27 protein-coding genes are annotated in these 25,802 nt (G+C 62.9%); 11 read left to right on the top strand and 16 right to left on the bottom strand.

The window, feature by feature from the left end; translation table 11 throughout:
• The 4 genes from ACEW8Q_RS21250 to ACEW8Q_RS21265 form a co-directional block, all read right to left on the bottom strand.
• On the bottom strand, positions 1 to 1,021 hold a 1,021-nt coding region (locus ACEW8Q_RS21250), incomplete at its 3' end, for a DEAD/DEAH box helicase (protein ID WP_373506071.1).
• 260 nt (positions 1,022 to 1,281) lie between these two features.
• Positions 1,282 to 1,956 (bottom strand): HAD family hydrolase, encoded by a 675-nt coding sequence (locus ACEW8Q_RS21255; protein ID WP_373506072.1) that lies wholly within the window; start codon positions 1,954 to 1,956, stop codon positions 1,282 to 1,284.
• Positions 1,957 to 2,011: 55 nt separating this feature from the next.
• Positions 2,012 to 2,509, bottom strand: a complete 498-nt coding sequence (locus ACEW8Q_RS21260; RefSeq protein WP_373506073.1) for an RNA pyrophosphohydrolase — start codon at positions 2,507 to 2,509, stop codon at positions 2,012 to 2,014.
• A complete protein-coding gene (locus tag ACEW8Q_RS21265; protein ID WP_373506074.1) occupies positions 2,509 to 3,696 on the bottom strand; it encodes a divergent polysaccharide deacetylase family protein in 1,188 nt (395 codons plus the stop codon). The genes ACEW8Q_RS21260 and ACEW8Q_RS21265 overlap by 1 nt, the downstream gene beginning before the upstream one ends.
• A 175-nt stretch (positions 3,697 to 3,871) precedes the next feature.
• Between ACEW8Q_RS21265 and ACEW8Q_RS21270 the strand changes: the two genes are divergently transcribed.
• Positions 3,872 to 5,251 carry a M10 family metallopeptidase C-terminal domain-containing protein gene (locus ACEW8Q_RS21270; protein ID WP_373506075.1) on the top strand — a complete coding sequence of 460 codons (1,380 nt, stop codon included), beginning with the start codon at positions 3,872 to 3,874 and terminating at the stop codon, positions 5,249 to 5,251.
• 72 nt (positions 5,252 to 5,323) lie between these two features.
• Here ACEW8Q_RS21270 and ACEW8Q_RS21275 read toward each other — a convergent pair whose 3' ends face one another.
• Together ACEW8Q_RS21275 and ACEW8Q_RS21280 are read right to left on the bottom strand one after the other, a co-directional pair.
• On the bottom strand, positions 5,324 to 6,676 hold the full coding sequence (locus tag ACEW8Q_RS21275) for a S41 family peptidase (protein ID WP_373506076.1): 1,353 nt from the start codon (positions 6,674 to 6,676) through the stop codon (positions 5,324 to 5,326).
• Positions 6,673 to 7,929, bottom strand: a complete 1,257-nt coding sequence (locus ACEW8Q_RS21280; protein ID WP_373506077.1) for a murein hydrolase activator EnvC — start codon at positions 7,927 to 7,929, stop codon at positions 6,673 to 6,675. Before ACEW8Q_RS21280 ends, ACEW8Q_RS21275 begins: the two co-directional genes overlap by 4 nt.
• Before the next feature lie 210 nt (positions 7,930 to 8,139).
• On the opposite strand from ACEW8Q_RS21280, the gene ACEW8Q_RS21285 reads away from it, so the two are divergent.
• The 6 genes from ACEW8Q_RS21285 (at position 8,140) to ACEW8Q_RS21310 (ending at position 15,058) form a co-directional block, all read left to right on the top strand.
• The gene (locus tag ACEW8Q_RS21285; RefSeq protein ID WP_373506078.1) at positions 8,140 to 9,147 is read left to right on the top strand and encodes an AraC family transcriptional regulator ligand-binding domain-containing protein; all 1,008 of its coding nucleotides are present in this window, start codon (positions 8,140 to 8,142) and stop codon (positions 9,145 to 9,147) included.
• 90 nt (positions 9,148 to 9,237) lie between these two features.
• Positions 9,238 to 11,733, top strand: coding sequence for an arylsulfatase (locus ACEW8Q_RS21290; RefSeq protein ID WP_373506079.1), 2,496 nt, complete (start codon positions 9,238 to 9,240; stop codon positions 11,731 to 11,733).
• Positions 11,734 to 11,849: 116 nt separating this feature from the next.
• Positions 11,850 to 12,500, top strand: a complete 651-nt coding sequence (locus tag ACEW8Q_RS21295; protein WP_373506080.1) for a hypothetical protein — start codon at positions 11,850 to 11,852, stop codon at positions 12,498 to 12,500.
• Between the two features lie 90 nt (positions 12,501 to 12,590).
• Positions 12,591 to 13,604 (top strand): L,D-transpeptidase, encoded by a 1,014-nt coding sequence (locus ACEW8Q_RS21300; RefSeq protein ID WP_373506081.1) that lies wholly within the window; start codon positions 12,591 to 12,593, stop codon positions 13,602 to 13,604.
• Positions 13,605 to 13,636: 32 nt separating this feature from the next.
• Positions 13,637 to 14,359 carry a hypothetical protein gene (locus tag ACEW8Q_RS21305; protein WP_373506082.1) on the top strand — a complete coding sequence of 241 codons (723 nt, stop codon included), beginning with the start codon at positions 13,637 to 13,639 and terminating at the stop codon, positions 14,357 to 14,359.
• 159 nt (positions 14,360 to 14,518) lie between these two features.
• Positions 14,519 to 15,058 (top strand): HdeD family acid-resistance protein, encoded by a 540-nt coding sequence (locus ACEW8Q_RS21310; RefSeq protein ID WP_373506083.1) that lies wholly within the window; start codon positions 14,519 to 14,521, stop codon positions 15,056 to 15,058.
• 21 nt (positions 15,059 to 15,079) lie between these two features.
• Here ACEW8Q_RS21310 and rlmH read toward each other — a convergent pair whose 3' ends face one another.
• Together rlmH and rsfS are read right to left on the bottom strand one after the other, a co-directional pair.
• The gene (gene rlmH, locus ACEW8Q_RS21315) at positions 15,080 to 15,562 is read right to left on the bottom strand and encodes a 23S rRNA (pseudouridine(1915)-N(3))-methyltransferase RlmH (protein WP_373506084.1); all 483 of its coding nucleotides are present in this window, start codon (positions 15,560 to 15,562) and stop codon (positions 15,080 to 15,082) included.
• A 19-nt stretch (positions 15,563 to 15,581) separates the two neighbouring features.
• Positions 15,582 to 16,148 carry a ribosome silencing factor gene (gene rsfS, locus ACEW8Q_RS21320; protein ID WP_373506085.1) on the bottom strand — a complete coding sequence of 189 codons (567 nt, stop codon included), beginning with the start codon at positions 16,146 to 16,148 and terminating at the stop codon, positions 15,582 to 15,584.
• Positions 16,149 to 16,158: 10 nt separating this feature from the next.
• Here rsfS and ACEW8Q_RS21325 point away from each other — a divergent pair, with 10 nt between their 5' ends.
• The gene (locus ACEW8Q_RS21325) at positions 16,159 to 16,647 is read left to right on the top strand and encodes a hypothetical protein (RefSeq protein WP_373506086.1); all 489 of its coding nucleotides are present in this window, start codon (positions 16,159 to 16,161) and stop codon (positions 16,645 to 16,647) included.
• 18 nt (positions 16,648 to 16,665) lie between these two features.
• Here ACEW8Q_RS21325 and ACEW8Q_RS21330 read toward each other — a convergent pair whose 3' ends face one another.
• The gene (locus ACEW8Q_RS21330; protein ID WP_373506087.1) at positions 16,666 to 17,382 is read right to left on the bottom strand and encodes a winged helix-turn-helix transcriptional regulator; all 717 of its coding nucleotides are present in this window, start codon (positions 17,380 to 17,382) and stop codon (positions 16,666 to 16,668) included.
• A gap of 189 nt (positions 17,383 to 17,571) precedes the next feature.
• Between ACEW8Q_RS21330 and ACEW8Q_RS21335 the strand changes: the two genes are divergently transcribed.
• Both ACEW8Q_RS21335 and ACEW8Q_RS21340 read left to right on the top strand, forming a co-directional pair.
• Positions 17,572 to 18,738 (top strand): acyl-CoA dehydrogenase family protein, encoded by a 1,167-nt coding sequence (locus ACEW8Q_RS21335; RefSeq protein ID WP_373506088.1) that lies wholly within the window; start codon positions 17,572 to 17,574, stop codon positions 18,736 to 18,738.
• Positions 18,739 to 18,803: 65 nt separating this feature from the next.
• Positions 18,804 to 19,289 (top strand): N-acetyltransferase family protein, encoded by a 486-nt coding sequence (locus ACEW8Q_RS21340; RefSeq protein ID WP_373506089.1) that lies wholly within the window; start codon positions 18,804 to 18,806, stop codon positions 19,287 to 19,289.
• Here ACEW8Q_RS21340 and ACEW8Q_RS21345 read toward each other — a convergent pair.
• The 4 genes from ACEW8Q_RS21345 to obgE are packed head-to-tail and all read right to left on the bottom strand — an operon-like array spanning position 19,273 to position 23,310.
• Complete coding sequence (locus tag ACEW8Q_RS21345; RefSeq protein ID WP_373506090.1) at positions 19,273 to 19,875, bottom strand: nicotinate-nucleotide adenylyltransferase; 603 nt, start codon at positions 19,873 to 19,875, stop codon at positions 19,273 to 19,275. The two genes, ACEW8Q_RS21340 and ACEW8Q_RS21345, sit on opposite strands and share 17 nt — an antisense overlap.
• Positions 19,872 to 21,143: a glutamate-5-semialdehyde dehydrogenase gene (locus tag ACEW8Q_RS21350; RefSeq protein WP_373506091.1), complete on the bottom strand. Its 1,272-nt coding sequence runs from the start codon at positions 21,141 to 21,143 to the stop codon at positions 19,872 to 19,874. The genes ACEW8Q_RS21345 and ACEW8Q_RS21350 overlap by 4 nt, the downstream gene beginning before the upstream one ends.
• Complete coding sequence (gene proB, locus ACEW8Q_RS21355; protein ID WP_373506092.1) at positions 21,140 to 22,276, bottom strand: glutamate 5-kinase; 1,137 nt, start codon at positions 22,274 to 22,276, stop codon at positions 21,140 to 21,142. The genes ACEW8Q_RS21350 and proB overlap by 4 nt, the downstream gene beginning before the upstream one ends.
• Positions 22,264 to 23,310 (bottom strand): GTPase ObgE, encoded by a 1,047-nt coding sequence (gene obgE / locus ACEW8Q_RS21360; RefSeq protein WP_373506093.1) that lies wholly within the window; start codon positions 23,308 to 23,310, stop codon positions 22,264 to 22,266. The genes proB and obgE overlap by 13 nt, the downstream gene beginning before the upstream one ends.
• Before the next feature lie 362 nt (positions 23,311 to 23,672).
• On the opposite strand from obgE, the gene ACEW8Q_RS21365 reads away from it, so the two are divergent.
• On the top strand, positions 23,673 to 24,200 hold the full coding sequence (locus tag ACEW8Q_RS21365; protein WP_373506094.1) for a transglycosylase SLT domain-containing protein: 528 nt from the start codon (positions 23,673 to 23,675) through the stop codon (positions 24,198 to 24,200).
• Between the two features lie 20 nt (positions 24,201 to 24,220).
• On the opposite strand, the gene ACEW8Q_RS21370 is transcribed toward ACEW8Q_RS21365, so the two are convergent.
• The 3 genes from ACEW8Q_RS21370 to rplU form a co-directional block, all read right to left on the bottom strand.
• Positions 24,221 to 24,745 (bottom strand): GNAT family N-acetyltransferase, encoded by a 525-nt coding sequence (locus ACEW8Q_RS21370; RefSeq protein WP_373506095.1) that lies wholly within the window; start codon positions 24,743 to 24,745, stop codon positions 24,221 to 24,223.
• Positions 24,746 to 24,851: 106 nt separating this feature from the next.
• On the bottom strand, positions 24,852 to 25,118 hold the full coding sequence (gene rpmA / locus ACEW8Q_RS21375; RefSeq protein WP_373506096.1) for a 50S ribosomal protein L27: 267 nt from the start codon (positions 25,116 to 25,118) through the stop codon (positions 24,852 to 24,854).
• A gap of 21 nt (positions 25,119 to 25,139) precedes the next feature.
• Positions 25,140 to 25,778: a 50S ribosomal protein L21 gene (rplU, locus tag ACEW8Q_RS21380; RefSeq protein WP_373506097.1), complete on the bottom strand. Its 639-nt coding sequence runs from the start codon at positions 25,776 to 25,778 to the stop codon at positions 25,140 to 25,142.
• Between the last annotated feature and the right edge of the window lie 24 nt (positions 25,779 to 25,802).

Consider the following 25,802-nt stretch of genomic DNA (forward strand, 5'->3'; position numbering starts at 1 on the left):
CGCCGGCGCGCGCGGTGCGGCCGATCCGGTGGACATAGGATTCAGGCACATGCGGCAGGTCGTAGTTGATGACGTGGCTGACGCCATCGACGTCGATGCCGCGCGCCGCGATGTCGGTCGCGACGAGGACGAGGATCTTGCCGGCCTTGAAGCCTGCGAGAGCCCGCTCGCGGTTGGCCTGGCTCTTGTTGCCGTGGATTGCAGCCGCCGTGTAGCCCGCGGTCGAGAGGTGCTTCATGACCTTGTCGGCGCCATGCTTGGTGCGTGTGAACACCAGCGTGCGGGTCATGTTGTTGTCTTTCAGCAGCTCGGCCAGCAGCTTCACCTTGTTGGCGGGATCGACATGGATCACGCTCTGGTTCACGCGCTCGGCGGTGGTGGCGACGGGTGCCACTTCCACGCGGACGGGATTGGTCAAGAGCGCGTTGGCGAGACCTGCGATCTCCTTCGGCATGGTGGCCGAGAAGAACAGGTTCTGGCGCTGGGCCGGCAGCATGCCGGTGATCTTGCGGATCGCATGGATGAAGCCGAGGTCAAGCATCTGGTCGACCTCGTCGAGCACGAAGATCTCGACCTTGGACAGCGTCAGTGCCTTGCGCTCGATCAGGTCGACGAGACGGCCCGGCGTTGCGACGAGCACGTCGACGCCACCGCGCATGATGTCGATCTGCTTGCTCAGCGAGACACCGCCGAAGACGACGGCGCGCGAGACTTTCAGGAACTTGCCATAGACCTTGAAGCTCTCGGCGATCTGCGAGGCAAGCTCACGGGTCGGAGAGAGGATGAGTGCGCGGCAGGTGCCTCTGGCGGCACGTTCCGGCTTTGCGGCCAGCTTCTGCAGGATCGGGAGCGCGAAGGCCGCCGTCTTGCCGGTGCCGGTCTGGGCGATACCGAGCAGGTCCCGGCCTTCGAGAAGGGTGGGGATCGACTGGGCCTGGATGGGGGTGGGGCTCTCATAGCCCTCAGCGGTCAATGCGCGGAGGAGGGGTTCGGAGAGCTGGAGATCGGAAAAGGTTGTCACTTGCTTGTGTTCTTTCGACATTCGGAACGTTGGGTGAAGCGCAAGCCATGTCCGAATCACAATCCGCAGACAATCTGCGGATGGCGTGGCGGGCGCTTAAACCTACCCACGTGAAAGGTATGTTCGGGAACTCGCTCTTCTGGCCGGAACGGCAGCAAATCGACCCTCTAGGGATCAGCTGCGCCTCACGTATTCCTTGGCATCGGCCAAGAGCGACATCGCTCATATGGACGTGCTGCACTGCAATGTCAAAGTATTTGTCAGGCGTCGTGAAGAATTGCTTCCACGAGCACCGGCAATTCCGCCATGCGGGAGAAGGTGCGTGCTGCGCCACAGGCGAGGAGTTTCGGTGCCTGTTCACCGGGATGGGGGTGCGTGCCGGTGAAGCCCAGCACGCGGCAGCCGGCGCGGTGCGCGGCGGTGACGCCCGTCCCCGAATCCTCGATCACGATGCAGTCTGATGGCGCATAGCCCGCTCGGCGTGCCGCCTCGATGAACACGTCCGGCTCGGGCTTGCCGCGCGCCACATGCTCGAAGGTGGTGATGCGGTTGCCGAAAAAGGGGGTGAGATGAACGATGCGGAGGGCTGCTTCCACACGTTCGGCGGGCGAGTTGGAGGCCACGCTGAAATGATGGGGGCCAAGCGCTTTCAAGGCCTCATGCACACCCTCGACCGCCCTCAGTTCACGTTCATAGAGCGCGAGAAGGCGAAGGTCCTTCTGGGTAGATGCATCGGACGGGAAACTCACGCCATGCTCGCGTGCCATCTCGTCGATCATGGCGGCGAAGGTCTTGCCGACGAAGCGGGCATGGGCCTCGGCCTCGCTGATCATCACGCCGTTCTCGGCCAGGATCTCGACGTCGATCTTCATCGACAAGGGCTCGCTGTCGACGAGCACGCCGTCGCAATCGAATATGTAGTGGATCGGTGTCATGCGCCGCTTCTTAAGAGGCTTGGGCGTTGAGGGCAAGCCAGCCCGTCGGCCGGTATCAGCTTCCGAGATGCCGGAATTCGGCGATCACGTGCTCGTAGACGCCGCGCTTGAAGGGTACGATCAGGTCGGGCAGTTCGTCCATCCGCGCCCAGCGCCACCGGTCGAATTCCTGCTTGTGGCCGGGGGGCGCCAGGTTGATCTCACTCTCCTCGCCCAGAAAGCGCAGCGCGAACCATTTCTGGGTCTGGCCACGGTACTTGCCGTTCCACGACTTGCCAACGAGGTGATCGGGCAAGTCGTAATTATACCAGCTGGCGGATTCCGTGATGACCTCGGCGGAGGTGACGGCGGTCTCTTCCTCGAGTTCGCGGATGGCCGCGAGGCGCGGGTCCTCGCCCTTGTCGATGCCGCCCTGCGGCATCTGCCACCAATGGCCCTTGCCTTCGTCATTCTGCTTGTCGAAGCGGCGGCCGATCCACACGAGGCCCTGCGCGTTGAGCAGCATCACGCCCACGCAAGGGCGGTAGCCGGGGGCGGGCTTGTCGGTGCTCATCAGGAGGGCCGCCCGCGATAGGTGGCGCTCACCGGCACCAGGAGGATGCCCTTCTCCTGCAGCGACTTCGCCCACTCGGCGACGGTGTCGATCGTCACCTCGAGGCCGGAGCCGGTGCCAATGGCGAAGCCGTTGGCGATCGCTTCCTTCTCCAGCTTCTCGAGCATGTCGGCGATGGCGGGTGCGGTGGCCTCGCTGTCGATCACCATGCTGGCGCGCTGCATCGGAACGCGCACATCCTGCACGATCCTGGGCGACAGCGTGAGGTTGACCGTCGCATCCTCGAGATAGACGAGGCCGCGCTTCTTGATCTCCTTCATCACAGGCTTGAGAGCTGCCTCGGAAACGAGAAGCCGCGCCCCCATGTAGTTGGTGATCCCCGAATAGCCAGCGAAGCGGCTCATGTGCCAGCGCAGCGACTCGATGTTCTTCTCGGGCTCGACGCTGCTCAGCAGCGTGTTGGGCCCGGGATTGTTGCCGGGATAACCCACGGGTTCCATGGGAACCTGCAGCAGGATCTCGTGGCCCCGCGCGCGCGCCTTGTTCACTTGGGCCTGAAGATTTTCGCCATAGGGCGCAAAGCCCAGCGTGATGTCGCCGGGCAACTCCTTGATGGCCTTCGCGGTCAGCTTGGCATTCAATCCCATGCCGCCGAGAATGATGGTGATCTTGGGCCGTTCCGATGTGCTGACCGCCAGGGGCGTCACCTGAGAATAGACGTCGAAGGGCTTCTTGCCGCGATCCGAAATGCGTGGCAGCGGACCTTCTGCACCGTCTTCCTTCACCGCCGCGATGGGAGCGGGCTTCAGGGGCCGGTTCGGCGCCGTGAAGATGGCGGCTTCCTTCATGTAGGCCGGTTTTTCGGCCGGTTCGTTTGAGCTCTCGGCAATTCCGGCATTGCTGTCGATGATATCCTCGGGCGCCTCGGCGGCATCCGATGCGGATTTCGCTCCGTCCTCGGGCGACGTGGTGGACGAGGTCTGGAGTTCCTGCGGCGGCGGGATCACAGCCACCACCACGGGTTCGCCCGCGAAGGGATGGGGAATGCGCGAAATCCAGATACCGCCCACGACAAAGAGCGCCGCCAGAGAACCAGCCGTCAGCGCAAAGGCGCTCGGCCGCCGGGCCCAGAGCCTCTCCTTCAGGCTCCGTTTCCGCAAGGGTTGCCGCAACTCGTCGCGAGACATCACTGAACTCTGAGAAAAACCATGATTCGATCCCGCCGACATTGAGAGCCCAACCGTTAACGTCCTGTTAACCGCGTTTGCCTGTTCCCTGGGTAACAGCTTAAGCTGGCGCTACCGACTAGACAGAAAGCGAAGCAGCCGGGACCCGGCGGCGCAACAGGAGAGGAACTGAATCATGGCCACCGTCATCACCACCAACACCGGGTCTGTTTCGTCGGCCGCCAGCAACACCGTGCTCTATGAAATGGCTGGCGTCCTGATCGGAACCACGGGTCCCGAGATCGCCATCGATCTCTCGGGCAAGAACAACAGCATCACCATTCATGGCGGCGTGTTCGGCGCCGATACGGGCATACAGACGGGCAGTCTCACCAACGAATTCCTGGATGGCGACAACGACATCGTGATCGGCGCGACGGGCACGGTCGACGGCGCCGATATCGGCATTCACATGCTTGAAACCTTCAACAACATCACGAATCACGGACTTGTTTCCGGCCTTGTCGCAGTCAAGTTCACCTCGCCCGAACTTAGCGGCTTCGATCGTGTTTTCAACTTCGGCACCATTCGCGGCCAGGAGATCGGGATTTCCTCGTCAAGCGGCGAATCTCTCATCCTCGACAATTTCGGCGTCGTCAGCGGACGCAACCAGGCCATCGCCGGAAGCCAGACAGCCGACTTCATCACCAATGCCGGATCGATCTTCGGCGACGTCGAACTAAATGGCGGCGATGACGACGTCGATACCTCGGCCGGATCGATCATCGGCACCGTCAACCTCGCCGAAGGCAACGACAGCTTCATCGGAAGTGCCGGAACCGACCGGGTCGTGGGAGGCGCTGGGTCGGATGATGTTACGCTCGGAGCGGGCGACGACTTCTTCGGCAACGGCGTCATCAGCAACTTCTTTCCAGACGGCAATGACACCGTCGATGGCGGCGATGGCATAGACACCTACGAAGCCGGCTTCGACTTCAATGTCATCAACCTCGAAGAAGGGTTTGCCCATGGAAGTAGCCTGGGCCACGACACGATCCTGAATTTCGAGAACGTGACTGGCGGCTCGCGCGCCGACTCCATCACAGGGAGCAACGCCGCCAACATTCTCAATGGCCGTAATGGCGGCGACACCCTCATTGGCCTTGCAGGCGAAGACCGTCTCATTGGCGGCAGCGGACGCGACAAGCTCGATGGCGGCGCGGCGCGGGACATCCTGACGGGCGGTGCCGAACGTGATGCCTTCGTCTTCAATGCCGTTACGGATTCAAATCCGCTGGCCCGCCAGCGTGACCTCATCACCGACTTCCAGGCGGGTACCGACCTCATTGACCTGTCGGCGATCGATGCCAACGCGGCAACGGGCGCCAACGAGGCCTTCAGCTTCATCGGCGCGGCCGCCTTCACGCTTGGCGCGGCAGGGCAAGTCCGTTCGTCCTTCACTTCCAGCACGGGCAAGACGCTGGTCGAAGCGGATGTGAACGGAGACGCCGTCGCCGACTTCGCCGTGCAGCTGACCGGCCTCATCACCATGCAGGCGGCGGACTTCATTCTCTGACGGGCAACGCGGCACAACAGAAAGCCCGCCGAACCATGTCCGGCGGGCTCTTTTCTTGACGGTTGAAAGACCTCAGTTCGCGGTGGTGTCCGGCGTTCCGGCCGTGCCCGCGGGCTTTACGTCCCTCGGCTTCACGTTGGTGACGACCTTGACGCCGTTGAGGAGATCGATCGCCGCCTTCAGCTGCATGTCCTTGGTCTTGTCCTCGGGCACGTAGGCCGACGAACCGCCGCCCTCGTCGCCGCCGCCCTCGTTGGTGAGGTGGCCCTTGAGGCCGGCTTCGCCCGACGTCGAAACGTCCTTGCCCTGCAATTCGGGCGGAAGTTCCTGCTCGATCACGATGTCGGCGTCGATGCCCTTGGCCTGGATCGAGCGGCCCGCGGGCGTGTAGTAGCGCGCCGTCGTCAGCCTCACGGCACCCTGGCCACCAAGCGGGATGATGGTCTGCACCGAGCCCTTGCCGAAGCTGCGGGTTCCGATGAGCGTCGCGCGCTTGTGGTCCTGCAAGGCGCCGGCCACGATCTCGGAGGCCGAGGCCGAGCCGCCGTTGATCAGCACCACCACCGGCTTGCCATCGCCGAGGTCGCCCTTTGTGGCGTTGAAGCGCTGGGTCTCGTCGGCATGACGGCCGCGCGTCGAGACGATCTCGCCGCGGTCGAGGAAGGAATCCGATACCGAGATCGCCATGTCGAGCAAGCCGCCCGGATCGTTGCGGAGGTCGAGGACATAGCCCTTGACCTTGTCGCCCATGGTGGTGCGGAAGTGGTTCATCGCCTTCTCGAGGCCCTCCTGCGTCTGCTCCGTGAAGGAGGAGATGCGGATATAGCCGATGTCGTTGTTCTCGATCGAATACTTCACCGACTGGACGCGGATGCGGTCGCGGGTGAGCTTCTGTTCGAAGGGTTCCTTGCCCAGGCGCTGGATGGTCAGCACGATGTCGGTGCCGATCTTGCCGCGCATCTTGTCGACGGCGTCGTTCAGTGTCAGGCCCTGGATGTCCTGCCCGTCGATCTTGACGATCAGGTCATTGGCCATCAGGCCGGCGCGCGAGGCAGGCGTTTCGTCGATGGGCGAGACCACCTTGATGACGCCGTTCTCCATCGTCACCTCGATGCCGAGGCCGCCGAACTCGCCGCGCGTCTGGACGCTCATGTCCTGGAACTGCTTGGGGTTCATGTAGCTCGAATGCGGGTCGAGAGAGGCCAGCATGCCGTTGATAGCAGCCTCGATCATCTTGCTCTCGTCGGGCTCCTCGACATAGTCGGACCTGACACGGTCGAACACGTCGCCGAACAGGTTGAGCTGCTTGTAGGTGTCGGCGTTCGATGCCGCTCCGGCCGCTCCAAAGGCGTGCCACAGCAACGAGGCGGAAACCGCACCCGCCAGAACCAGACCGAAATTCTGCACCTTCGAATTCTTCTTCATCCACGCGCCTCTTTCAAACCGCCGATCCACCACGGACCAGAATCGATAGCCTCAGTGCTATTCCTGAATTCTATATACAGCACAGGACGGCCGTCCTGCACCACTTCACCGAAAAGTGTGACGGAAGCGGGGCCGCCGCCCATTTCGCCGACCGGTTCCCCGGCCCGGAGAAAATCTCCCACATTTGAGTTCACCTTATCCATTCCTGCGAGCAGTACGCGGTAACCGCCGCCGGGGTTCAGAATGATGACCTGACCATAGGAGCGGAACGGGCCGGCGAATTCCACCTTGCCATCTGCGGGCGTCGTCACCTGGGCGCCGCTGCGGGTGGCGATCATCACGCCCTGTGCCTCGCCGCCCAGTCCGTCGGGATCGCCGAAGCGGCGCACGACCTGGCCCTGGGCCGGGAAGGCGAGCTTGCCCCTGGCCTCGGCGAAGATCATTTTCGGGCGGCGCTGCAGGTCTTCCTGGCGCTTGCGTTCCTTCTCCTGGGCGGCCAGCTTTTCCGCCGCTTCGGCCTCGGCGCGCTTGCGCTCCTCGGCCAGGCTTGCCAGCAATTGTTTCAGTGACTTAGCCTTTTCGGCCAGGGCCGCGCTGCGCTTGCGCTCGGATTCGAGGTCGGCGCTGCTCCGGCTCACCAGTTCCTTCTTGCGGGCCACCAGCGTGCCGAGGTCGCGGCGCGCTGTCTCCAGCCGCGCGACTTCTTCCGACACGGCGGTCCTGCGTTCGTTGATCCGGGCTTCGAGCTGCTTCAATTGGTCGAGCTGGGCCACCAGCCGGTCGGCTTCTTCCTGAAGTTCAGGCACGATGGTGCCGAGCAGCATGGCGCCACGGAGAGCCGCCAGCACATCATCGGGCTTCACCACGAGGGCGGGAGGGGGGTTCTGTTCCAGCCGCTGCAATCCGGCGAGGAGTTCGGAGAGCACATTCTGCTTCTCGCCCAGATCGGCCAGAAGCGTCACGCGGTCCTTGGCAAGCCTCTCGAGTTCGACCTCGCTTTCGGCGATGATCCTTTCCTGCGCCTGGATCGACTGGGCGATTGCGGCGAGCTTCTCGGCAACGCCATCCTGCTCCTTGATCGCTGCGGCAATCTCGGCGGCGATCCGCTGTTCGGCAGCCTTCGCGCTTTCGATCTGTTGCTCGATCGTCTGCAGCTGCTGGTCCTGGGCAAGCGACGGGGTGACAAGCGTCTGGGTGCCCAGCGCCATAAACACCAGGATCAACGCCGCGCCCTTGCCGGTGACGTGCTGCATGAGAAATCGATAGGAACGCCGGTTGTTCAAATTGCGGCCTGAAACGGTCGTGTTCCGGGCATCCTCCAGAATTGCGCCGGGACGGATTTACAATTCGTTAATCATGATGGCGCCGCTCAGGTGCCGGCCTCCGGATGAAACCTCTCTTGTTGACTTGTGCCAGGTTTCCCGACACCACTGCGGGCCATGACCTCGCCGATCAAACCGCCAATGCAGCGTCTGGGCCCTGGAGCGGGGCTTCCGGACTTTCTTGCCCGGCATGGGCGAAGCATCGACGAGGTGCTCCACGGGCTTCCGGTCACGGCCAGTGATCTCCGCCCCGATGCCTTCATGCCGCTTCCCCTCGTGATCGAGATCTTCGAACGGGCAGCCGCCGCGACGCAGTGTGGCGACATCGGCTTTCAGCTTGGAAAGCAGCAAAGCTTTCCCGCGCTGGGAGCGGTTGGCCAGCTGATGAGCTACAGCCAGACGCTGGGCGAGGCACTCGCTGACTATATCACCGTCCAGATCAGCAATTCCTCTGCCGGGTCCGCCTACCTCCACCGGCTGGGCGACGACTATGCCTTCGGCTTCGGGCTCTATGGTCCCGGCTTCCGCAGTTCAGCCCATATCTACGACATTTCTCTCGCTGTCGGCATCAACATCATCCGCGACCTGACGCGTGGTGCCGTCATACCGCTCGAGGCCCTCCTGATCCGGTTGGTTCCGGACGATCCCGCCCCTTACCGCGAGCATGCCCGCTGCCCGGTGCGCTTCAACCAGAACCAGTGCTGCCTCATCCTGTCGGCACGCGATCTTGACTTCCCGCTCAAGACCTATGACCGGGAGGCCCATGGAAAGCTCCTTGGCGCGCTTCAGGCGAGGCTGAAGCGGGATCACAGCGGGGTTGCCGACCAGGTGCGCCATGCAATGCGGCCCCTCATGCTGACCGGCAAGACGTCGCTCGACGATGTCGCGGCCCATCTTGGCCTGCACCCTCGCACGCTGGAGCGCCGCCTCGATGCCTGGGGTACCACCTTTGGCGCCATCAAGGACTCGGTGCGCTTTGCTGTTGCCCGCGAGCTTCTGCTCATCACCGAACTCAGCGCCTCCGACATTGCCGCCTCATTGGGCTATGCGACGCCCAGCGCCTTTGTCCATGCCTTCCGCCGCTGGGCAAACGTCACGCCCACGCACTGGCGCCGCGAAGCCCGCGCTCAGGGCGCAGGTTCCGAGTAAGCGTCTCGATTTCCGAGTGTCGGCAAAAAGCAAACGTTGTCATCTTGAGTTGATGTAACCTCTCCCGAATCCGAACGGGAGGACTGCGGCATGAAACTCAGATATCTTGTGATCGTTACCGCGGGGGTGCTGTCGCTCCAGGTTGGATCGGCATCCGCCCAGCAGGTGAACGGCACGCTTGGGTCGCCGAGTGCCACCATGTCGATCGATGGCAAGCAGCTACCGGCACCTGATCTGCCCTTCGGCGGGGTCATCAAGGACGGCGCGCTGCAATCGGCGCCATGGTGGGAACCGCGCGTCGTTCCGCCCAGGGGCGCTCCCAACATCCTGCTCATCATGACGGATGATTCGGGTTATGGCGTGCCCTCGACATTCGGCGGCGTCATCCCGACGCCTGCCCTCGACCGCGTCGCGGCTGATGGCCTGCGCTACACACAGATGCATTCGACCGCTCTGTGCTCGCCCACGCGCGCCGCCCTTATCACGGGCCGCAACCATCACTCGGCAGGCTTCGGGGTGATTTCGGAACAGTCCACCGGCTACCCCGGCTACAACTCGATCATCGGCAAGGACAAGGCAACGATCGGTCGGATACTGAAGGACAACGGCTATGCCACGTCCTGGTTCGGCAAGGATCACAATACACCGGCCTTTGCCGCAAGCCAAGCCGGTCCCTTCGACCTGTGGCCGACGGGCATGGGCTTCGAGTACTTCTACGGCTTTGTGGGCGGCGATGCCAACCAGTGGCAGCCCAACCTGTTCCGCAATACCACGCAGATCTATCCCTTCGAGGGCAAGCCCGGCTGGAACCTCATCACAGGCATGGCGGACGATGCCATCGACTACCTGAACCGGATGAACCAGATCCAGCCCGACAAGCCGTTCTTCCTGCACTATGTGCCGGGCGGCGTCCATGCCCCGCATCATCCGACCAAGGAATGGGTCGACAAGATCCATGCCATGCACCTGTTCGACGATGGATGGGAAAAGCTCCGTGAACGGATCTTTGCCAACCAGAAGCGGCTCGGCGTCGTTCCGCAGGATGCCCAGATGGCGCCGTGGCCCAGCGACCTGCTGAAGCCGTGGAACCAGACCACGGATGAAGAGAAGAAGCTCTTCATCAAGCAGGCCGAAGTCTTCGCCGCCTACGTCGCCTATACCGACGATTCAATCGGCCGGGTCATCCAGGCCGTGGACGACATGGGCAAGCTCGACAATACGCTTGTCATCTACATCAACGGCGACAATGGCACGAGCGCCGAGGGTGGTCCGCTGGGCACGCCCAACGAAGTGGCCTTCTTCAATGGCCTCAACAAACTTCCGGTCGACGTGCAGATGAAATGGTACGACGTGTGGGGTACGGAGATGACGTACAACCACATGTCGGCTGGCTGGTCCTGGGCCTTTGACACGCCCTTCAGCTGGTTCAAGCAGATCGCCTCGCATCTGGGTGGCGTGCGCCAGGGCATGGCCATCTCGTGGCCGGGCCACATCACCGACAAGGGCGGCATCCGCAACCAGTTCGCCCATGTGATCGATGTGGTGCCGACGATCCTCGAAGTGTCCGGCATTCCCGCACCCGAGACTGTGGACGGCATCAATCAATCCCCCATCGAAGGCACCAGCTTCGCCTATACATTCGACGCGAAGAATGCCGATGCGCCGACCCGCCACACGACGCAGTATTTCGAGATGATGGGCGACCACGCGATCTACAAGGATGGCTGGCTGCTCAGCACCAAGGTGAAGCGCGCACCGTGGGACGCTTTCGGCCCCGCCAATCCCGATCCGCTCAACAATGTCGAGTGGGAGCTCTACGACCTCAACACCGACTATTCGCAGACGAAGGACCTTGCGGCGGCCAATCCGCAGAAGGTGGAAGAGCTGAAGAAGGTCTTCTATGCCGAGGCCCAGAAGTACAACGTGCTGCCGCTCGATGCGTCCGTTGCCGCCCGCATCGTAGCACCGCGCCCCAACATCACGGCGGGCCGCACGGAGTTCGTCTACACCACGCCGATGGTCGGCCTGCCGCAGGGCGATTCGCCCGGCCTTCTCAATGCGTCCTACACTGTCACCGCCGAGATCGAGATGCCCGCAACAGGCGGCGATGGCATGATCCTCACCTCGGGCGGACGCTTCGGCGGCTATGGCTTCTACATCCTCAATGGCAAACCCGTGTGGCTGTGGAATCTCGTCGATCTCAAACGCCAGAAGTGGGAGGGCACCGACGTATTGTCACCTGGAAAGCACACGGTCGTGTTCGACTTCAAGTATGACGGCCTGGGCGCCGGAACGCTGGCCTTCAACAACTTCGACGGCGTGGGCAAGGGCGGCACTGGAACGCTCTCGGTCGATGGCAAGGTGGTGGCGACGCAGGTCATGGAACACACCTTGCCCATGATCCTGCAGTGGGATGAAAGCTTCGACATCGGCTCCGACACGCTGACCGGCGTGAACGATGCCGACTACCAGCCGCCGTTCCCGCTCACAGCAAAGCTCGGCAAGCTGACTCTCAATGTCAACCGACCGCAACTGAGCGATGCAGACAAGAAAAGGCTCGAAGAGGCGATGCTGACCAAGGATTGAGCAAGACTGCCTGAAACAAGCTACCCGATGAATAGCCCGGCTGCCTGCACAAGCTTGACCTGTCATCAGTTTGTAGAAACCTGCGTTCAGTTTACCTCACACACGGAGACACCATCATGAACCTCATCAGGACGCTCGGCATGTTCGGCCTCGCAGCGGCAATCAGCATGCTCGTCGCGCCGCCCGCAGCCATGGCCCAGAACGCCATCAAGGCCCCGGCGGAAAAGACGATCGGCACGCCCAAGGCCGAGATCGTGCCGTCGCTCATCGTGCTCAATGCCGATGGTGCAACGCTGAACGGGACCACGCTGACCCTCACGGGCGTGTCGAACAACTCGATCATCTTCGCAGACCGACCGGTTCGCTCGGCCGGCCACGCGTTGACCAAGCATCTCATCGAGGAATGGGCAGAAGGCAGCGACAGCTTCGCCAAGGACCCGCCCAATGCCACGGTCTCTGTTTTCACCAAGGAGGCCGATGACGTCGAAGATGCGGTGGTCGTCCTGAGGAACCCGAAGCTCGACGGCACCACACTCACCTTTACCGTCGAGGTGCTCGAGAGCAACCTTGCCAAGGCCGATGGCCCCGCCTCGGTGTTCATCGACATCATCGGCTTGCCGCGCACGCCGCTGTCCTTTGCCGGCATGGCCCGCCGCACGGCATATCGCGGTGCCTTCTACGCCGGTGCCGCCGTTGGAGCGGCGGCAGCTTATCCCTATCATCCGCGTCCGCTCTGCGGCTACTATCCCTATCCTCCCTGCTACTAGACGCAGCCTTGTCACATGCCGCCGCAACTCTGTTGAATCCGGTTGCGGCGGCTTCTATCGTGACCCTGCAGGTTTCGAGGCGGCATTTTCATGTTTCCCAATACGATCCAACGCCGAAGGTTTCTCGGTGCCACCGCTCTGGTCGCACTTGCGCCGGCAAGCTGGTTTGCCGCGCATGTCCCGGGCATCGCCGACACGGTCGAAGACATTTCCCAACTGAAGCCCGGACAGTTCACCTGGCACCCGGACCGCTCGCCGGCAGGGCCTGTCGCCATCATCGTGTCGCTGCCCGATCAGATGGTGCATGTCTATCGCAATGGCATCCGCATCGCGGTGTCGACCTGTTCCACTGGAAAGCCCGGCCATGGCACGCCAACAGGCGTGTTCACGATCCTGCAGAAGGACAAGAACCACCATTCCTCCACCTACAACAACGCGCCGATGCCCAACATGAACCGGTTGACGTGGTCGGGCGTCGCGCTTCATGCAGGACAGCTTCCCGGTTATCCGGCGTCGCATGGTTGCGTGAGGCTGCCGCTCGAATTCTCGAAGCTGCTGTTCACCGTCACCCACGTCGGGACGCCCGTCATCATCGCCGATGCGCACTCAGCACCGAAGCTCGTCTCGCATCCGGGTCTCGTGCTTGGCCAATATGCCGAGCATGAGTTCGACGACGCCACGGCAAAGCTGAAAGCGAAGCCTGTAGCGCATCCCGATGATGCGAATGCCGCCGCCGTCTCGGTGATCGTCAGCGGTGCGGACAAGACGATCGAGATCATCGAGAATGGCGACACGGTCGCCAAGGGACCCGCAACCATTTCGGAGCCGGACAAGCCGCTCGGCTCGCATGTCTTCATTCTCAGTCATCCCGACAATGGCGCCAAGGGCCTTGCCTGGCACGCCATCGGCCATGCTGCGGGAGATGGCTCCGCATCCGAGCCCGACCAGAGCGTCATCACCCGCATCCGCGCCGAACCCGATGTGGTCGAAGCCATGAAGCAGCGCATGCACGCGGGCCTGGTGCTGGTGACCACCGACCTGCCCTCGACACCGGACAGCCGCACAGGCAAGGACTTCGTCATTCTCAACCAGGGCGACGCCTGACGCGCCGAGACATACAAAGGGGGTACTTCCACATGATCAACCGCAGATACTTCGGGTCCGGTCTTGCGCTTGGCGCAGCCATGCTGGCACTCGCCGGCTGCCAGATCGACACGCGGACACCGCTCCGCGTATCGCAGATCATGGCCGTTGCGGCATCCGGTGCGGCCCAACCGGTCAACGTGGCCCTGACCGGAACGTTCGCCAGTGAGGGATGGTGCGAGGACGAGGGCGCCATGGCAATCCAGACACTGTCCAGCCCTGCCGTTCCGATCCAGGCGGTGAGTTGCACCCCGGCCGGCAAGCATGCCACCGGCCAGTTCCAGGTGACGACCAGCCTCGTCCGCACGGCCGGTGGCCCTGACGACGCCACCATCCTTGAGAACGTGCTTGGCAATGATGCCGCGCGCTTCGCCGTCTTCCCGCATGGCAAACACAAGGGTCTTCTGTCCGTCGGCCTGTTCCTCAACCTCCCGAAACTCGCGGAAGGCGAGCAGAAGCTTCTCGCGATGCCGGTGTTCAAGCGCGGCAAGGATACTGGTCAGTTGAAGTACAGCTTCACCGTGGAGGTCATGAACGATCTCGACAAGCCGATGAAGTTCAATCTCGGCAATGTCAGCGCGGGCGGCGACCTGCCGGCGGACGAAGCGGTGCTCACCATTCCGCCCGGCGGGATGGACACGATCACGCTTGATGCCGCCTCGCAGCAGCAGCTGATGCAGAATGGCTGGGTGAATTTCTTCGCGATGCTGAAGTAAGCAAGGGGCGTGCCTCGATCATAAGTCTTTCGGGGCGCGTCGCTTGGCTTTGCCCTGGCAACCAAGTACACTCGAAACTTGTGACGCTGCTCGCGCCACATTACAGCGCTTCGGGGGAAGCGGAATGTCTCACGGCAACCAGCAAGAAGGGGTCGACGCATGAAGGGCTTTCTCGGAAAATACTGGTGGTTGTTCCTGCTGCGCGGCATTGCCGCCGTCATCTTCGGCATTCTCGCCTTCGTCAGTCCCGGCATCACGCTGGCGACGCTGGTGCTAGTCTGGGGCGCCTATGCGCTGGCCGACGGCATCTTCTCGTTGATCGCCGCCATCTCTGGCAAGACAGCCGATGAAGACCGCTGGATGGTCGGGCTGCAGGGCGCCATCGGCGTCATCGCGGGCCTCATCGCGCTGGTCCTGCCCGGCGCCACCGCACTTGGCCTGCTGTTCGCCATTGCCGCCTGGAGCCTGGCGATCGGCGTGCTGCAGATCGTCGCCGCCATCAAGCTCCGCAAGGAGATCACCGGAGAATTCTGGCTGGGCCTCTCGGGCCTCCTGTCGATCCTGTTCGCCTTCTTCGTGATCGCCCGGCCAGGTGCCGGCGCGCTTGCGGTGATCTGGGTGATCGGCGCCTATGCGCTTGTCTTTGGCGTCACGCTCATTGCCTTCGCCTTCCGCGTGAAGAAACACGCAGCACCCTGAGCCGAAGGCTCGGGTTTTCCATCACACACGATGATAAGGGTGGCCGGCGATGATCGTCAGCCCCCGGTAAATCTGCTCGAATAGCAGGACGCGTACCAGCCGGTGGGGCCAGGTCATGGGACCGAAGCCCAGCAGCAGGCTGGCGCGGTCGCGTGTCTCGGGGGCGTGGCCGTCGGGCCCGCCGATGATGAAGGCCAGATCCTGCGTCCCGCCATCGAGGTGGCGGCGCAGGAGATCGGCAAAGGCTTCGCTGGCCATGGGCTTGCCGCGTTCGTCAAGCACGACGCTGAAAGCCTTTGTGGGGTGTGCGCCCGCAATCAGCCTGGCTTCCTCACTCATCCGCGCGGCGGCGGACGAGGCCTGTGACTCGGAAAATTCGGTCACGTTGATCCTGGTGACGCCGGATTTCCGGCCAAGGCCTTCGGCGCGGGTCCGATAGTCCTCGGCCAGAAGTTTTTCGGGACCGGGCTTCAGCCGCCCGACCGCGATGACACCGATGCGCAAGGCGTCAGGTCACACTTCGTCAGGTCACGAGGCGTTCGTTCGGCGCGTGATCCGACCAGAGCTTCTCGAGATTGTAAAAGCTTCGAACCTCGGGCCGGAAGATGTGGACGACGACGTCGCCCGCATCGACCAGCACCCAGTCGCATTGCGGCATGCCCTCGATCTTGAGATCGCGGCGGCCTGCGGCCTTCAGCTTTTCGACCAGATGGTCGGCGATGGCGCCGACGTGGCGGTTCGAACGGCCGGTGGCCACCACCATGGTATCGGCGATTGCCGACTTGTCGTCGAGCGCGATGGTCACGACCTGTTCGGCCTTGGCATCGTCAAGCTGGGCGAGGATCATGTCGAGTGCAGACGCGGGGCGGGCGGGCTCGGCCTCTTCCTTTTTGCCACGGGCCTTGCGGGGCTTTGCAGGCTTCGGCGGATCGACAAGCAGTTCGGCCGGGATTACGGGCGCTGGCGCCGCAGCAATTTCAACGGGCGCCGAAGCGGGCTTCGGGCTGGCCCTGAACTTGAAGTTTCCGGTCCTGCCATCTGGCCGTGCGGGACGGCTCACCTTGGAACGGGGATTGGCGGGCTTGCCCATAGGAGGCTTCTTGCGCGCGGGCGCCCTGGTCTTGGGGGCTGCCTCTGCCTTGGTCGTTGTCGCAACGGCGGAAGAAACTTTCGCGCTGCTCCTGGCCGGGGCCCTCGCCTTGGTCTTCAATGGTGCCTTGGTCTTCACGGGTGCCCTGGACTTCAAAGGCGCCGTTGACTTTGCAGAGGGCTTGACTGACGGTTTGGCCGTGGTTCGGACCGGGGCCTTGGACTTGGCTGGAGCCTTCTTTGCCCTCAATGGAGCCTTTGCCTTCACGGGGGCTTTTGCCCGCGTGGGGGTCTTGCCCTTTGCAGGCGGCTTCGCCTTCGTCGTGGATTTGGATTTCACTGCCGTCTTGGGCCTTGCGGCAGACTTGGTCTTCGCCGCTGCCTTCTTGGCAGCGGACTTCTTCGCTGGAGCTTTCAGTGGACTGGTCCTCGGTTCCGGAAACGGATCTGCATGCGTTGCGAGTCACGTTCTCTTGTGTGGACAACGTTCCCCAAACTAAAGGGTTCGCCCCTTTCATTCAAGAGGCGTGACGAACCGGCTCTTTCGCACGTCTCGGCACGCCTGCAAAGGGGCTTAGGCCCAGCCACGCCTGCATGCTGCGCGACAGGGCACGGTCGCCTTCGATCTCGATTGAATCCCGGTCGATTTCCTCGGCGAGAGTGGTGATCCCCATCCACACCGAGGTCATGGCGCGCAGCGACGCATTGACGAAGATATCGACCTCATGTCCGGGATCGACCTGGCAGAGGTCGTTGTCGCCCGAGGGCTCGACCACCAGCCACCAGTTGCGGCGGGAGTCTGACAGTTCGGCGTAGGTGAAGCGGATGGTCACCCGGCGCTTGGGCAGCGGTTCAGGGTTGATCCCCCGCCGCATGTCCCACATCAGCAGGGTGGGATCGAGATTGCGGAGACTTAGGTTGGAATCGATCCAGCGCTGGCCCCAGGTACCGAGCGCCAAGATGATCGGGCGCAGGTCTTCGCCCGCCTCGGTCAGGTGATATTCGCCAGTGCCGGTCTTCGGGTCCTTCACCTGCCTGACGATCCCGGCATCCTCAAGTTCCTTCAACCGCTTCGACAGCAGCGTGGGCGACATGCGCGGAACGCCCTTTCGCAAGTCGTTGAAGCGGTGATTGCCACAGAGCAACTCGCGCAGAAGAAGTGCTGTCCACCGTGTACAGACAATTTCCGCTGCCATCGCAACGGGGCAGAACTGGCCATAGCCCGCTTGATCCATGTCGTTCTCCGTCCGCCCGGAGGTGATCATGCCCACATTGTTTGGAGATAGTCCAGAAACTGTATCGCGAACTTCGCTATCATTTGCGTGTTTTCAGCGAACCAGAGCCGTGCCGGTACAGTTTCTGCACTATCGGGCGCGTGCCGTTCTGCCGATACTCAACCTCACCAATAGCGAAGGAACAGGCACATGAACGCAACTGCTCTCACTGCTCTCCACATGGTCGAGTCCCAGCCCCGCACCGATATCGTGGCTCTCGCCGAAACACTCGGACAACAATTTGCGGCCAACGCGGCCGCCGCCGACGAGCAGGATTGCTTCGTCGCCGACAACTACAAGGTGTTGAAACAGTCAGACCTCGTCGAGGTGGGCGTGCCTTGCGAGCTTGGCGGCGGCGGCGCCACGATCCCGGAACTCGCCGAAATGCTCCGCTCTCTGGCGCATCACTGCAGCTCGACAGCACTTGCCTTCTCCATGCACACGCATCAGGTGGCGATCCCAGCCTGGCGATGGAACGTGCAAAAGGCGGCACCCGTCGAGCCGCTGCTGAAGCGCATCGCGGCCGAGAAGATCATCCTGCTGTCCAGTGGCGGATCGGACTGGATCTCGGGCTCAGGACGGGCAGAACGCGTGGAGGGTGGCTATCGCATCACCGCGCGCAAGATCTTCACCAGCGCCGCTCCCGCAGGCGATCTCCTGATGACGGGTGCCATCGCGCAGGAGGAGGGCGAAGAGCCTATGGTGCTGCACTTCGGCATTCCGATGACATCTCCGCATGTGAAGATCGATCCTGTTTGGAAGACGCTCGGTATGCGCGGCACCGGCTCGCATGACGTGATGATCGACGGCCACGTGGTGCCAGACGCAGGCATCGCGCTGAAGCGCAAGGCGGGCGAATGGCATCCGCTCTTTCACATCATCGCGACCATTGCATTCCCGCTCGTCTATGCGGCTTATCTCGGTGTTGCCGAGAGCGCTTGCGCAATCGCTACTGATCTTGCCCGCAAGCGCCACGCCGATCACAACGTCGTGCAACTCGTGGGGCGCATGCAGACCGAACTCAAGGGCGCGCAGCTTGCCCACGCCTTCATGATCGAGGCCACGCAGCGCGGCGCGTGTTCGGCAGAGACTGTCAATGACGTGATGATAGGCAAACATCTCGTCACCGATCATGCCATCCGTGCGGTTGAACTGGCGATGGAGGCTGCGGGTGGTGCAGGATTCTATCGTGCGGCCGGTCTCGAACGTCGCTTCCGCGACATACAGGGCGCGCGCTATCATCCACTGCAATCCGGCGCGCAAGCGGAATACGCGGGCGCCATCGCGCTCGGGCTTCCCACGGCCAGGATATTCTGAGCGTCTGATGTCCCCTGAACTGGGCCGGGCTCGTCCCGGCCATTTTCTTTTGCTAAATGGGGCGCATGAATATCCGTGCCTTTGTTGCAACCGATGCCGACGCCGTATGGGCGATCCTCGAACCCATGCTGCGCAAGGGCGATACCTACACGCTGCCTTCGCACTGGAGCCGTGCGGAGGCCATGGACTATTGGCTCACACCCGGCCACCATGTCTTCGTGGCGGAGGAGGGTGATCGCATCCTCGGAACCTACTATCTCAAGACCAACCAGAAGGGCGGCGGCGAGCATGTCTGCAATTGCGGCTTCGTCACCGGCGTCGAGGCGATGGGAAGGGGCATTGCCCGCGCCATGTGCGCCCATGCTCTGGAAACCGCCAAGGCGCTTCAATACCGCGCCATGCAATTCAACTTCGTGGTAGCGAGCAACACGCGCGCCGTGGCGCTGTGGAAAAGCTTCGGATTCGAGATCGTGGGAACGTTGCCCCGCGCTTTCCGCCACCCGCAGCACGGCTTCGTCGATGCCTATGTGATGTTCAAGACCTTGGCTTGAGCTTGCGGCGGATCGCCGTCGAGCTCTCGGCACGCAACGGCATGGGAATGAAGCACCAGGCGGGGGGCTTCATGGTGGAAAGGCGCGGCGCGAGCTGGCTCGGCACTTGTTCATTATCGAAGCGCGTGGCAGCTGGACCGCCGAGCGCGCGAAGCGAATAGCCGGGCCGCGCAAGAACCGCGAGGGGAAGGGTTTCGGTGATCTCAAGCCAGTCATGCCAGCGGTGCAGGTTGGCGAAACTGTCAGCCCCCATGATGAAGACGAAATGGCCGCGCTTCAGCACGGGTGCAAGGCCGCGCAGGGTCTCCGCCGTGGTGCGGGCGCCCATCTGCTTCTCGATGTCGGTGACCACGAAGCGAGGGTGCCGCGCGATCGCCTGCGTGTATGCTAGCCGTGTTGAATATTCTCCCGTCTCGGATGTGTCCTTCAACGGATTTTGCGGCGACACCAGCCACCACACCCAGTCGAGTTGCAGCTTCTTCAGCGCATAGAGCGCCACCATCAGGTGACCGCGATGCGCCGGGTTGAAGGAACCGCCGAAAAGCCCAATGCGCTGGCCCTCGCCGAAAGGGGGCGCGATGATCATGGACGGGTCTGCCCCGAACCCCGCACCTGGTATTTGAAGGTGGTGAGCTGCTCGACGCCGACGGGCCCCCTCGCATGGAGCTTGCCGGTGGCGATGCCGATCTCGGCTCCAAAGCCGAACTCACCGCCATCTGCGAATTGCGTCGAGGCATTGTGCAGCACGATGGCGCTGTCCAGTTCATTGAGGAAGCGCTCGGCGGTGGCTGCATCCTCCGTCACGATCGAATCCGTGTGCTGTGATCCGTAGCGGGTGATGTGCTCCATGGCGTCGCCGACGCCGTCAACCAACTTCATCGAGACGATGGCATCCAGATATTCAGTCGACCAGTCGGCTTCGCTTGCGGGTTTGACGCGCGGGTCCGCGGTCATGGTTTCCGCATCGCCCCGCACTTCGCAGCCCGAATCGATCAGCGTGGCGATGATGGGCTTGAGGTTTCTCCCGGCGCCAGCGCGGTCGATAAGGATCGTCTCGGCTGAACCGCAGATCCCGGTGCGGCGCATCTTGGCATTCAACACGATTTTCCGGGCCATCTCCGCGTCGGCGGCCTTGTCGACATAGACATGGCAGATGCCTTCGAGATGGCTGAACACCGGCACGCGCGCATCCTGCTGGACGCGGGCGACAAGGCTTTTACCGCCGCGCGGCACGATCAGGTCGATGGTGCCGTTCAGCCCTTCCAGCATGAGGCCTACGCAATCGCGGTCGGCATTGGGCACCATCTGGATCGCGGTGCGCGGCAGGCCCGCAATATCGAGACCACGCTGCAGGCAGGCGATGATGGCGGATGAGGAATGGAAGCTGTCGGAGCCCCCCCGCAGGATCGCCGCATTGCCGGACTTGAGGCAAAGGCCGCCCGCATCCGCCGTCACATTGGGCCGCGACTCGTAAATGATGCCGATGACGCCGATGGGCACGCGCACGCGGCTGATCTCGAGGCCGTTGGGTCTCGTCCATTTCGTCATCACCTCGCCCACCGGGTCGGGAAGTGCCGCGATGTCTTCCAGACCCTTCGCTATTGCGTTGAGGCGCTGCTCGTTCAGCGTGAGGCGGTCGAGGAAGCTGCCCTTGAGATCCTTGGCTCTCGCATTCTCGAGATCGCGCTGGTTCTCTGAGAGAATATCGGCGGCCGAGCGCCGGATCTTTGCCGCCATGGCGTTCAGCGCGTCGTTCTTTTGCGCGGTTGGCGCCAATGCAAGGATGCGGGCTGCTGCACGGGCGGCGGTGCCGAGCACCTGCATCAGTTCCTGGTTGGTGATGTTCAAATTCATGTGCGCTCTCCGCCCATCAGGACCATGTCGTCACGGTGAATGAGTTCATCGCGGCCCCGGAAGCCCAGAACGTCCTCAATCTCGGACGACTTGAGGCCGATGATCCGCGAGGCGTCGCCCGCGTCATAGGCCACAAGTCCGCGCGCGATCTCGCGGCCGGATGCCGCGATGATCGACACCGTATCGCCCCGCGTGAAACTGCCTTCAACCTTCCTGACGCCTGCCGGAAGCAGGCTCTTGCCCTTGGCCAGAGCTATCGCTGCGCCATCGTCGACCACGAGGTGGCCGATCGGCTGAAGCGTTCCCGCGATCCAGCGCTTGCGCGACTGCAGTGCCGAGGCATTGGCGACGAACCATGTGCAGCGCTCGCCGTCGAGTACGCGCTTCAGCGGGTGAAGCTCATGGCCAGACGCAATCACCATGTTGCAGCCTGCGCCAAGTGCGATCTTGCCCGCCTCGATCTTGGTGATCATTCCGCCCGACCCCAGGCCCGACACGGGCCTGCCCGCCATCGCCTCGATCTCGGGCGTGATGTCGTTCACCAGCGGCAGGAAGACGGCGCCCTTCTGGCTGGGGGGTGCAGTATAAAGCCCGTCGATGTCGGAGAGCAGCACGAGGCAATCGGCCGACATCATGGAAGCGACGCGGGCCGCAAGACGGTCGTTGTCGCCATAGCGGATTTCGGACGTCGCCACGGTGTCGTTCTCGTTGATCACGGGAATGGCGTCCTGCTCGATCAGGGTCGAGAGCGTGGCGCGGGCGTTGAGATAACGGCGGCGCTCCTCGGTGTCGGTCAGCGTCACCAGCACCTGGGCTGCCACCATGTTCCGTGTACGGAGCGCTTCGGACCAGGCGTGCGCCAGCGCGATCTGGCCTACGGCGGCGGCGGCCTGCTTCTGTTCCAGCTTCAGGTTGCCCTTGGGCAGGCCCAACGTGCGGCGGCCGAGCGCAATAGCGCCCGACGATACGAGGATGATCTCGGCGCCGCGCACGCGCGCATCCGCAAGGTCATCGATGAGGGAGGACAGCCACGAGGCCTTGATCGTTCCGGTCTTGCCGTCGACGAGGAGGGCAGAGCCGATCTTGACAACGATCCGCTTCGCTTTCGCCAGGCGCGAAATCACGGACGCCATTCCTCCGTCTTCACCCCCGGCCCGTCATCGGAACGGCCGCCGCGGCGTGATGTATCGATCACTTCGAGCAGCTTCTTCATTGCTTCGGGAACGCCCTTGGTCGTGGCGCCCGAGAGCAGGATCGGCGTCTTCTTGATGCGCTTCTTGAAGTCCTTCAGCTTGGCTTCGATCTCGTCCGGCTGGAGAAGGTCGATCTTGTTGAAGGCGATCACTTCGGGCTTCTCGGCGAGTTCGGGCGAATAGGCCTTCAGCTCTTTGCGGATGACTCGATAGGCCCCGACCGGGTCTTCACCGGTGATGTCGATCAGGTGAAGCAGCACCGCACAGCGTTCCACATGGCCGAGGAAGCGCGTGCCGAGGCCATGGCCTTCATGCGCCCCCTCGATGAGGCCCGGAATGTCGGCCAGCACGAAGCTCTGTGTGCCGACACGCACGACGCCCAGTTGCGGGTGCAGCGTGGTGAAAGGATAATCCGCGATCTTGGGCTTGGCCGCCGAGACGGCCGCCAGCATGGTCGACTTGCCCGCGTTCGGCATGCCGAGAAGGCCCGCATCGGCAATGAGTTTGAGGCGCAGCCAGATCCAGCGTTCCTCGCCCTCTTGCCCCGGGTTCGCATGGCGCGGCGCGCGGTTGGTGGACGACTTGAAATAGGCATTGCCGAAGCCGCCGTTGCCACCCTTGGCGATACGGTAGCGATCGCCGACATGCGCGAGGTCGGCCAGCATCGTCTCGTTGTCTTCCTCGAAGACCTGGGTTCCCGCCGGCACCTTCAGGATGATGTCGTCGGAATTGGCGCCGGCGCGAAGCCGGCCCATGCCGTGGCCGCCGGTCGAGGCCTTGAAATGCTGCTGGTAGCGGTAGTCGATCAGGGTGTTGAGCCCGTCCACCGCCTCGATCCAGATGTCGCCGCCCTTGCCGCCATCGCCGCCGTCGGGGCCGCCCATTTCGATGAATTTTTCGCGCCGGAACGAGACGGAGCCTGCGCCGCCGTCGCCCGAACGCACATAAACCTTTGCCTGGTCGAGGAATTTCATGATTTCGCCTTGTATCCTGCCAGGGCTTCCGCGCCTAGCCCCCTGTGGCCGATCGGCCACTGTTCCCGTCCGATGTTGCTTTGCAGCATGATTTCCGCATTCAGAACACATTCCGCCGCTTTAGGGGTGCCCTTCACCCGAACATCGGCAGTCGTGTGAAGGTGATCGCCACTCATACGGAGATCATCGCTAGTGTAGTTGCGTAATGCGAAAGGATAAAAATGAGAAAACGATTGTTTGCAGGGCTTATCGCCGGTGCTCTTCTGGGCGCGGCTTCCGCTATACCTGCCGAGGCCTCTTGCCGGGATAGCGGAAACTGCGCGGCGTCTCATACCGCGAAGAAAACCGCGAAACACACGTCGGTGTCCCATTCCCGCACGAAGACCAAGGCCGCCAAGAGCCGGTCCGTGCGCCAGGTGTCCGTCCAGTCGAAGAAGCGCGTTCATGCCGGTGGCAAGGCCCGCAAGTCCGCCAGCCTGCGGAGAACGTCGCGGAGCGGTGCAGCCCTTGCAATCGCTCCGGCGCGCTCCAGCACCGCCGCGCGCGGCCGCGTCGTCTCGCTGATCCAGTCCATGGCGCCAGCCCAGGGCGTGCCCACCTGGTTCGCGCTGCGCATCGCGCATGTCGAATCCAACTACAATTCCCATCTGCGCGGCGCTGCTGGCGAATATGGCGTGTTCCAGATCAAGTGCGCCACCGCCAAGGGCATCGGCTTCCGGGGCAATTGCGGCGCTCTGCTCGATGCGCGCACCAATGTGCAGTGGGGCCTGAAGCATCTCTCGCTCGCCATGAAGTCGTCCGGCGGCAATCTGCGTCTGGCTGCGTCCAAGCACAATGGCGGGCTGGGCCGAAAGACAGAGGTCCGGTCCTACGTCGCCAAGGTATTCTGACCATTCGAAGGAGCGGTGGTTCATCGCCGCCGCTCCTTGGCGCTTTTCCAGTCTTCGCGGGTGAGAGTGAGGCACATCACGTCCACTTCGGCGTTATGGGCCGCCGAGAACTCCCTTCCCGGAACGGTTTCGACAAAGCCGAGACCCAGCAGAATACGCCGCGAGGCCGCGTTGCCGATGCCATAGTTGGCCGCCAGCGATTGCACTGTGGGGTTCGCGAAGTGGATGTCGGTTATGGCCCGTGCCGCTTCGCGTCCAAAGCCTTTCCCCCAGAAGGCTTCGGCCAGCCAATAGCCGATCTCGTTTTCCTCGATGCTGACGACGCCAATCAACTGGTCTTCAATCGTGATGGCGAGGCGCAGCAGTTCCGCCCCGGCTTCGCTGGTCAGTCTCAGGAACGCTCGCGCATCGCCTTCGCCATAGGGAAAGGGAATGCTCGACGTCCATTGCGACACGGCAAAATTGTTCAGCCCCCGGACAATGTCCGGAATGTCGCCCACTTCTGGAGCGCGCAGCACAAGCCTTGGCGTGGCGATGACGGTCATGAGCAACCTCAAAAAGCAAAACGGAGAGGTGGAATGCCACCTCTCCGCTTCGAATGATTGACGCCGGATCGGTGGACCCGGCGGCATGTCAGAAGGAGCCCGCCGGTTACTCCGCGGCCACTGGCGGGATGACAGACACGGTCTGCCGGTCGCCCTTGGTGCGGCGGAAATTCACGGTGCCGGCCACGACCGCGAAGATCGTGTGGTCGCGGCCAATGCCCACGCCCGTGCCGGGGTGAACCTTGGTGCCGCGCTGGCGGATGATGATGTTGCCCGGAATGACGGATTCGCCACCGAACGTCTTGACGCCGAGACGGCGGCCTGCCGTGTCGCGTCCGTTGCGGGATGAACCGCCTGCCTTTTTATGAGCCATGGTGTGTTCTCCTTGATCCTGTTAGGCGCGGGCCTTGTCGGTCTTCGCGCGCGGCGGCTTGCCGGCGAGAAGCTCCTTGGCCTGCTCGATCCACTCTTCGCGGGCAACGCGGCCCACCTGCTTCAGTTCGGTCTCGACGCGCTCGACCTCTTCGGGTGTCCACGCCGCGATCTGGGTCAGCGTGGTGACACCAAGGTCATGCAGACCCTTCATCAGCTTGGGGCCGATGCCACCGATGAGCGAAATGTCATCGGCCGAAACGCCTTCGGCAAGACCAGACGCCAGCGCCATCGGGGCTGCTGCCTCTGCCTTCTTCGGGGCCGCGGCCTTGGCAGCCGGCTTGGCGCCGCCGAGAAGTATCTCGCGGATCGTCACCGAGGTGAGGTCCTGGCGATGGCCGTTGCGCCGGCGGTAATGCTTGCGGCGGCGCTTCTTGAAAATGATGATATGGGGACCACGATCCTGCGATGCGATCTCACCCACGACGGTGGCGCCGGCCACGAAGGGCGCGCCGATGTCGATGGTGGCACCGTTGGTGACCATCAGCACGTCGGTGAAATGGATCTGGTCGCCCGGATTGCCCTCGAGCTTCTCGATCTGGATCTTCTGGTCGGCTGCAACGCGATACTGCTTGCCGCCCGTCTTGATGACTGCGTACATCTGTTTCGTCCTTGTTATACCGCG

The sequence above is a fragment of the Aestuariivirga sp. genome, assembly GCF_041738905.1.
Lineage (GTDB): Bacteria > Pseudomonadota > Alphaproteobacteria > Rhizobiales > Aestuariivirgaceae > Aestuariivirga.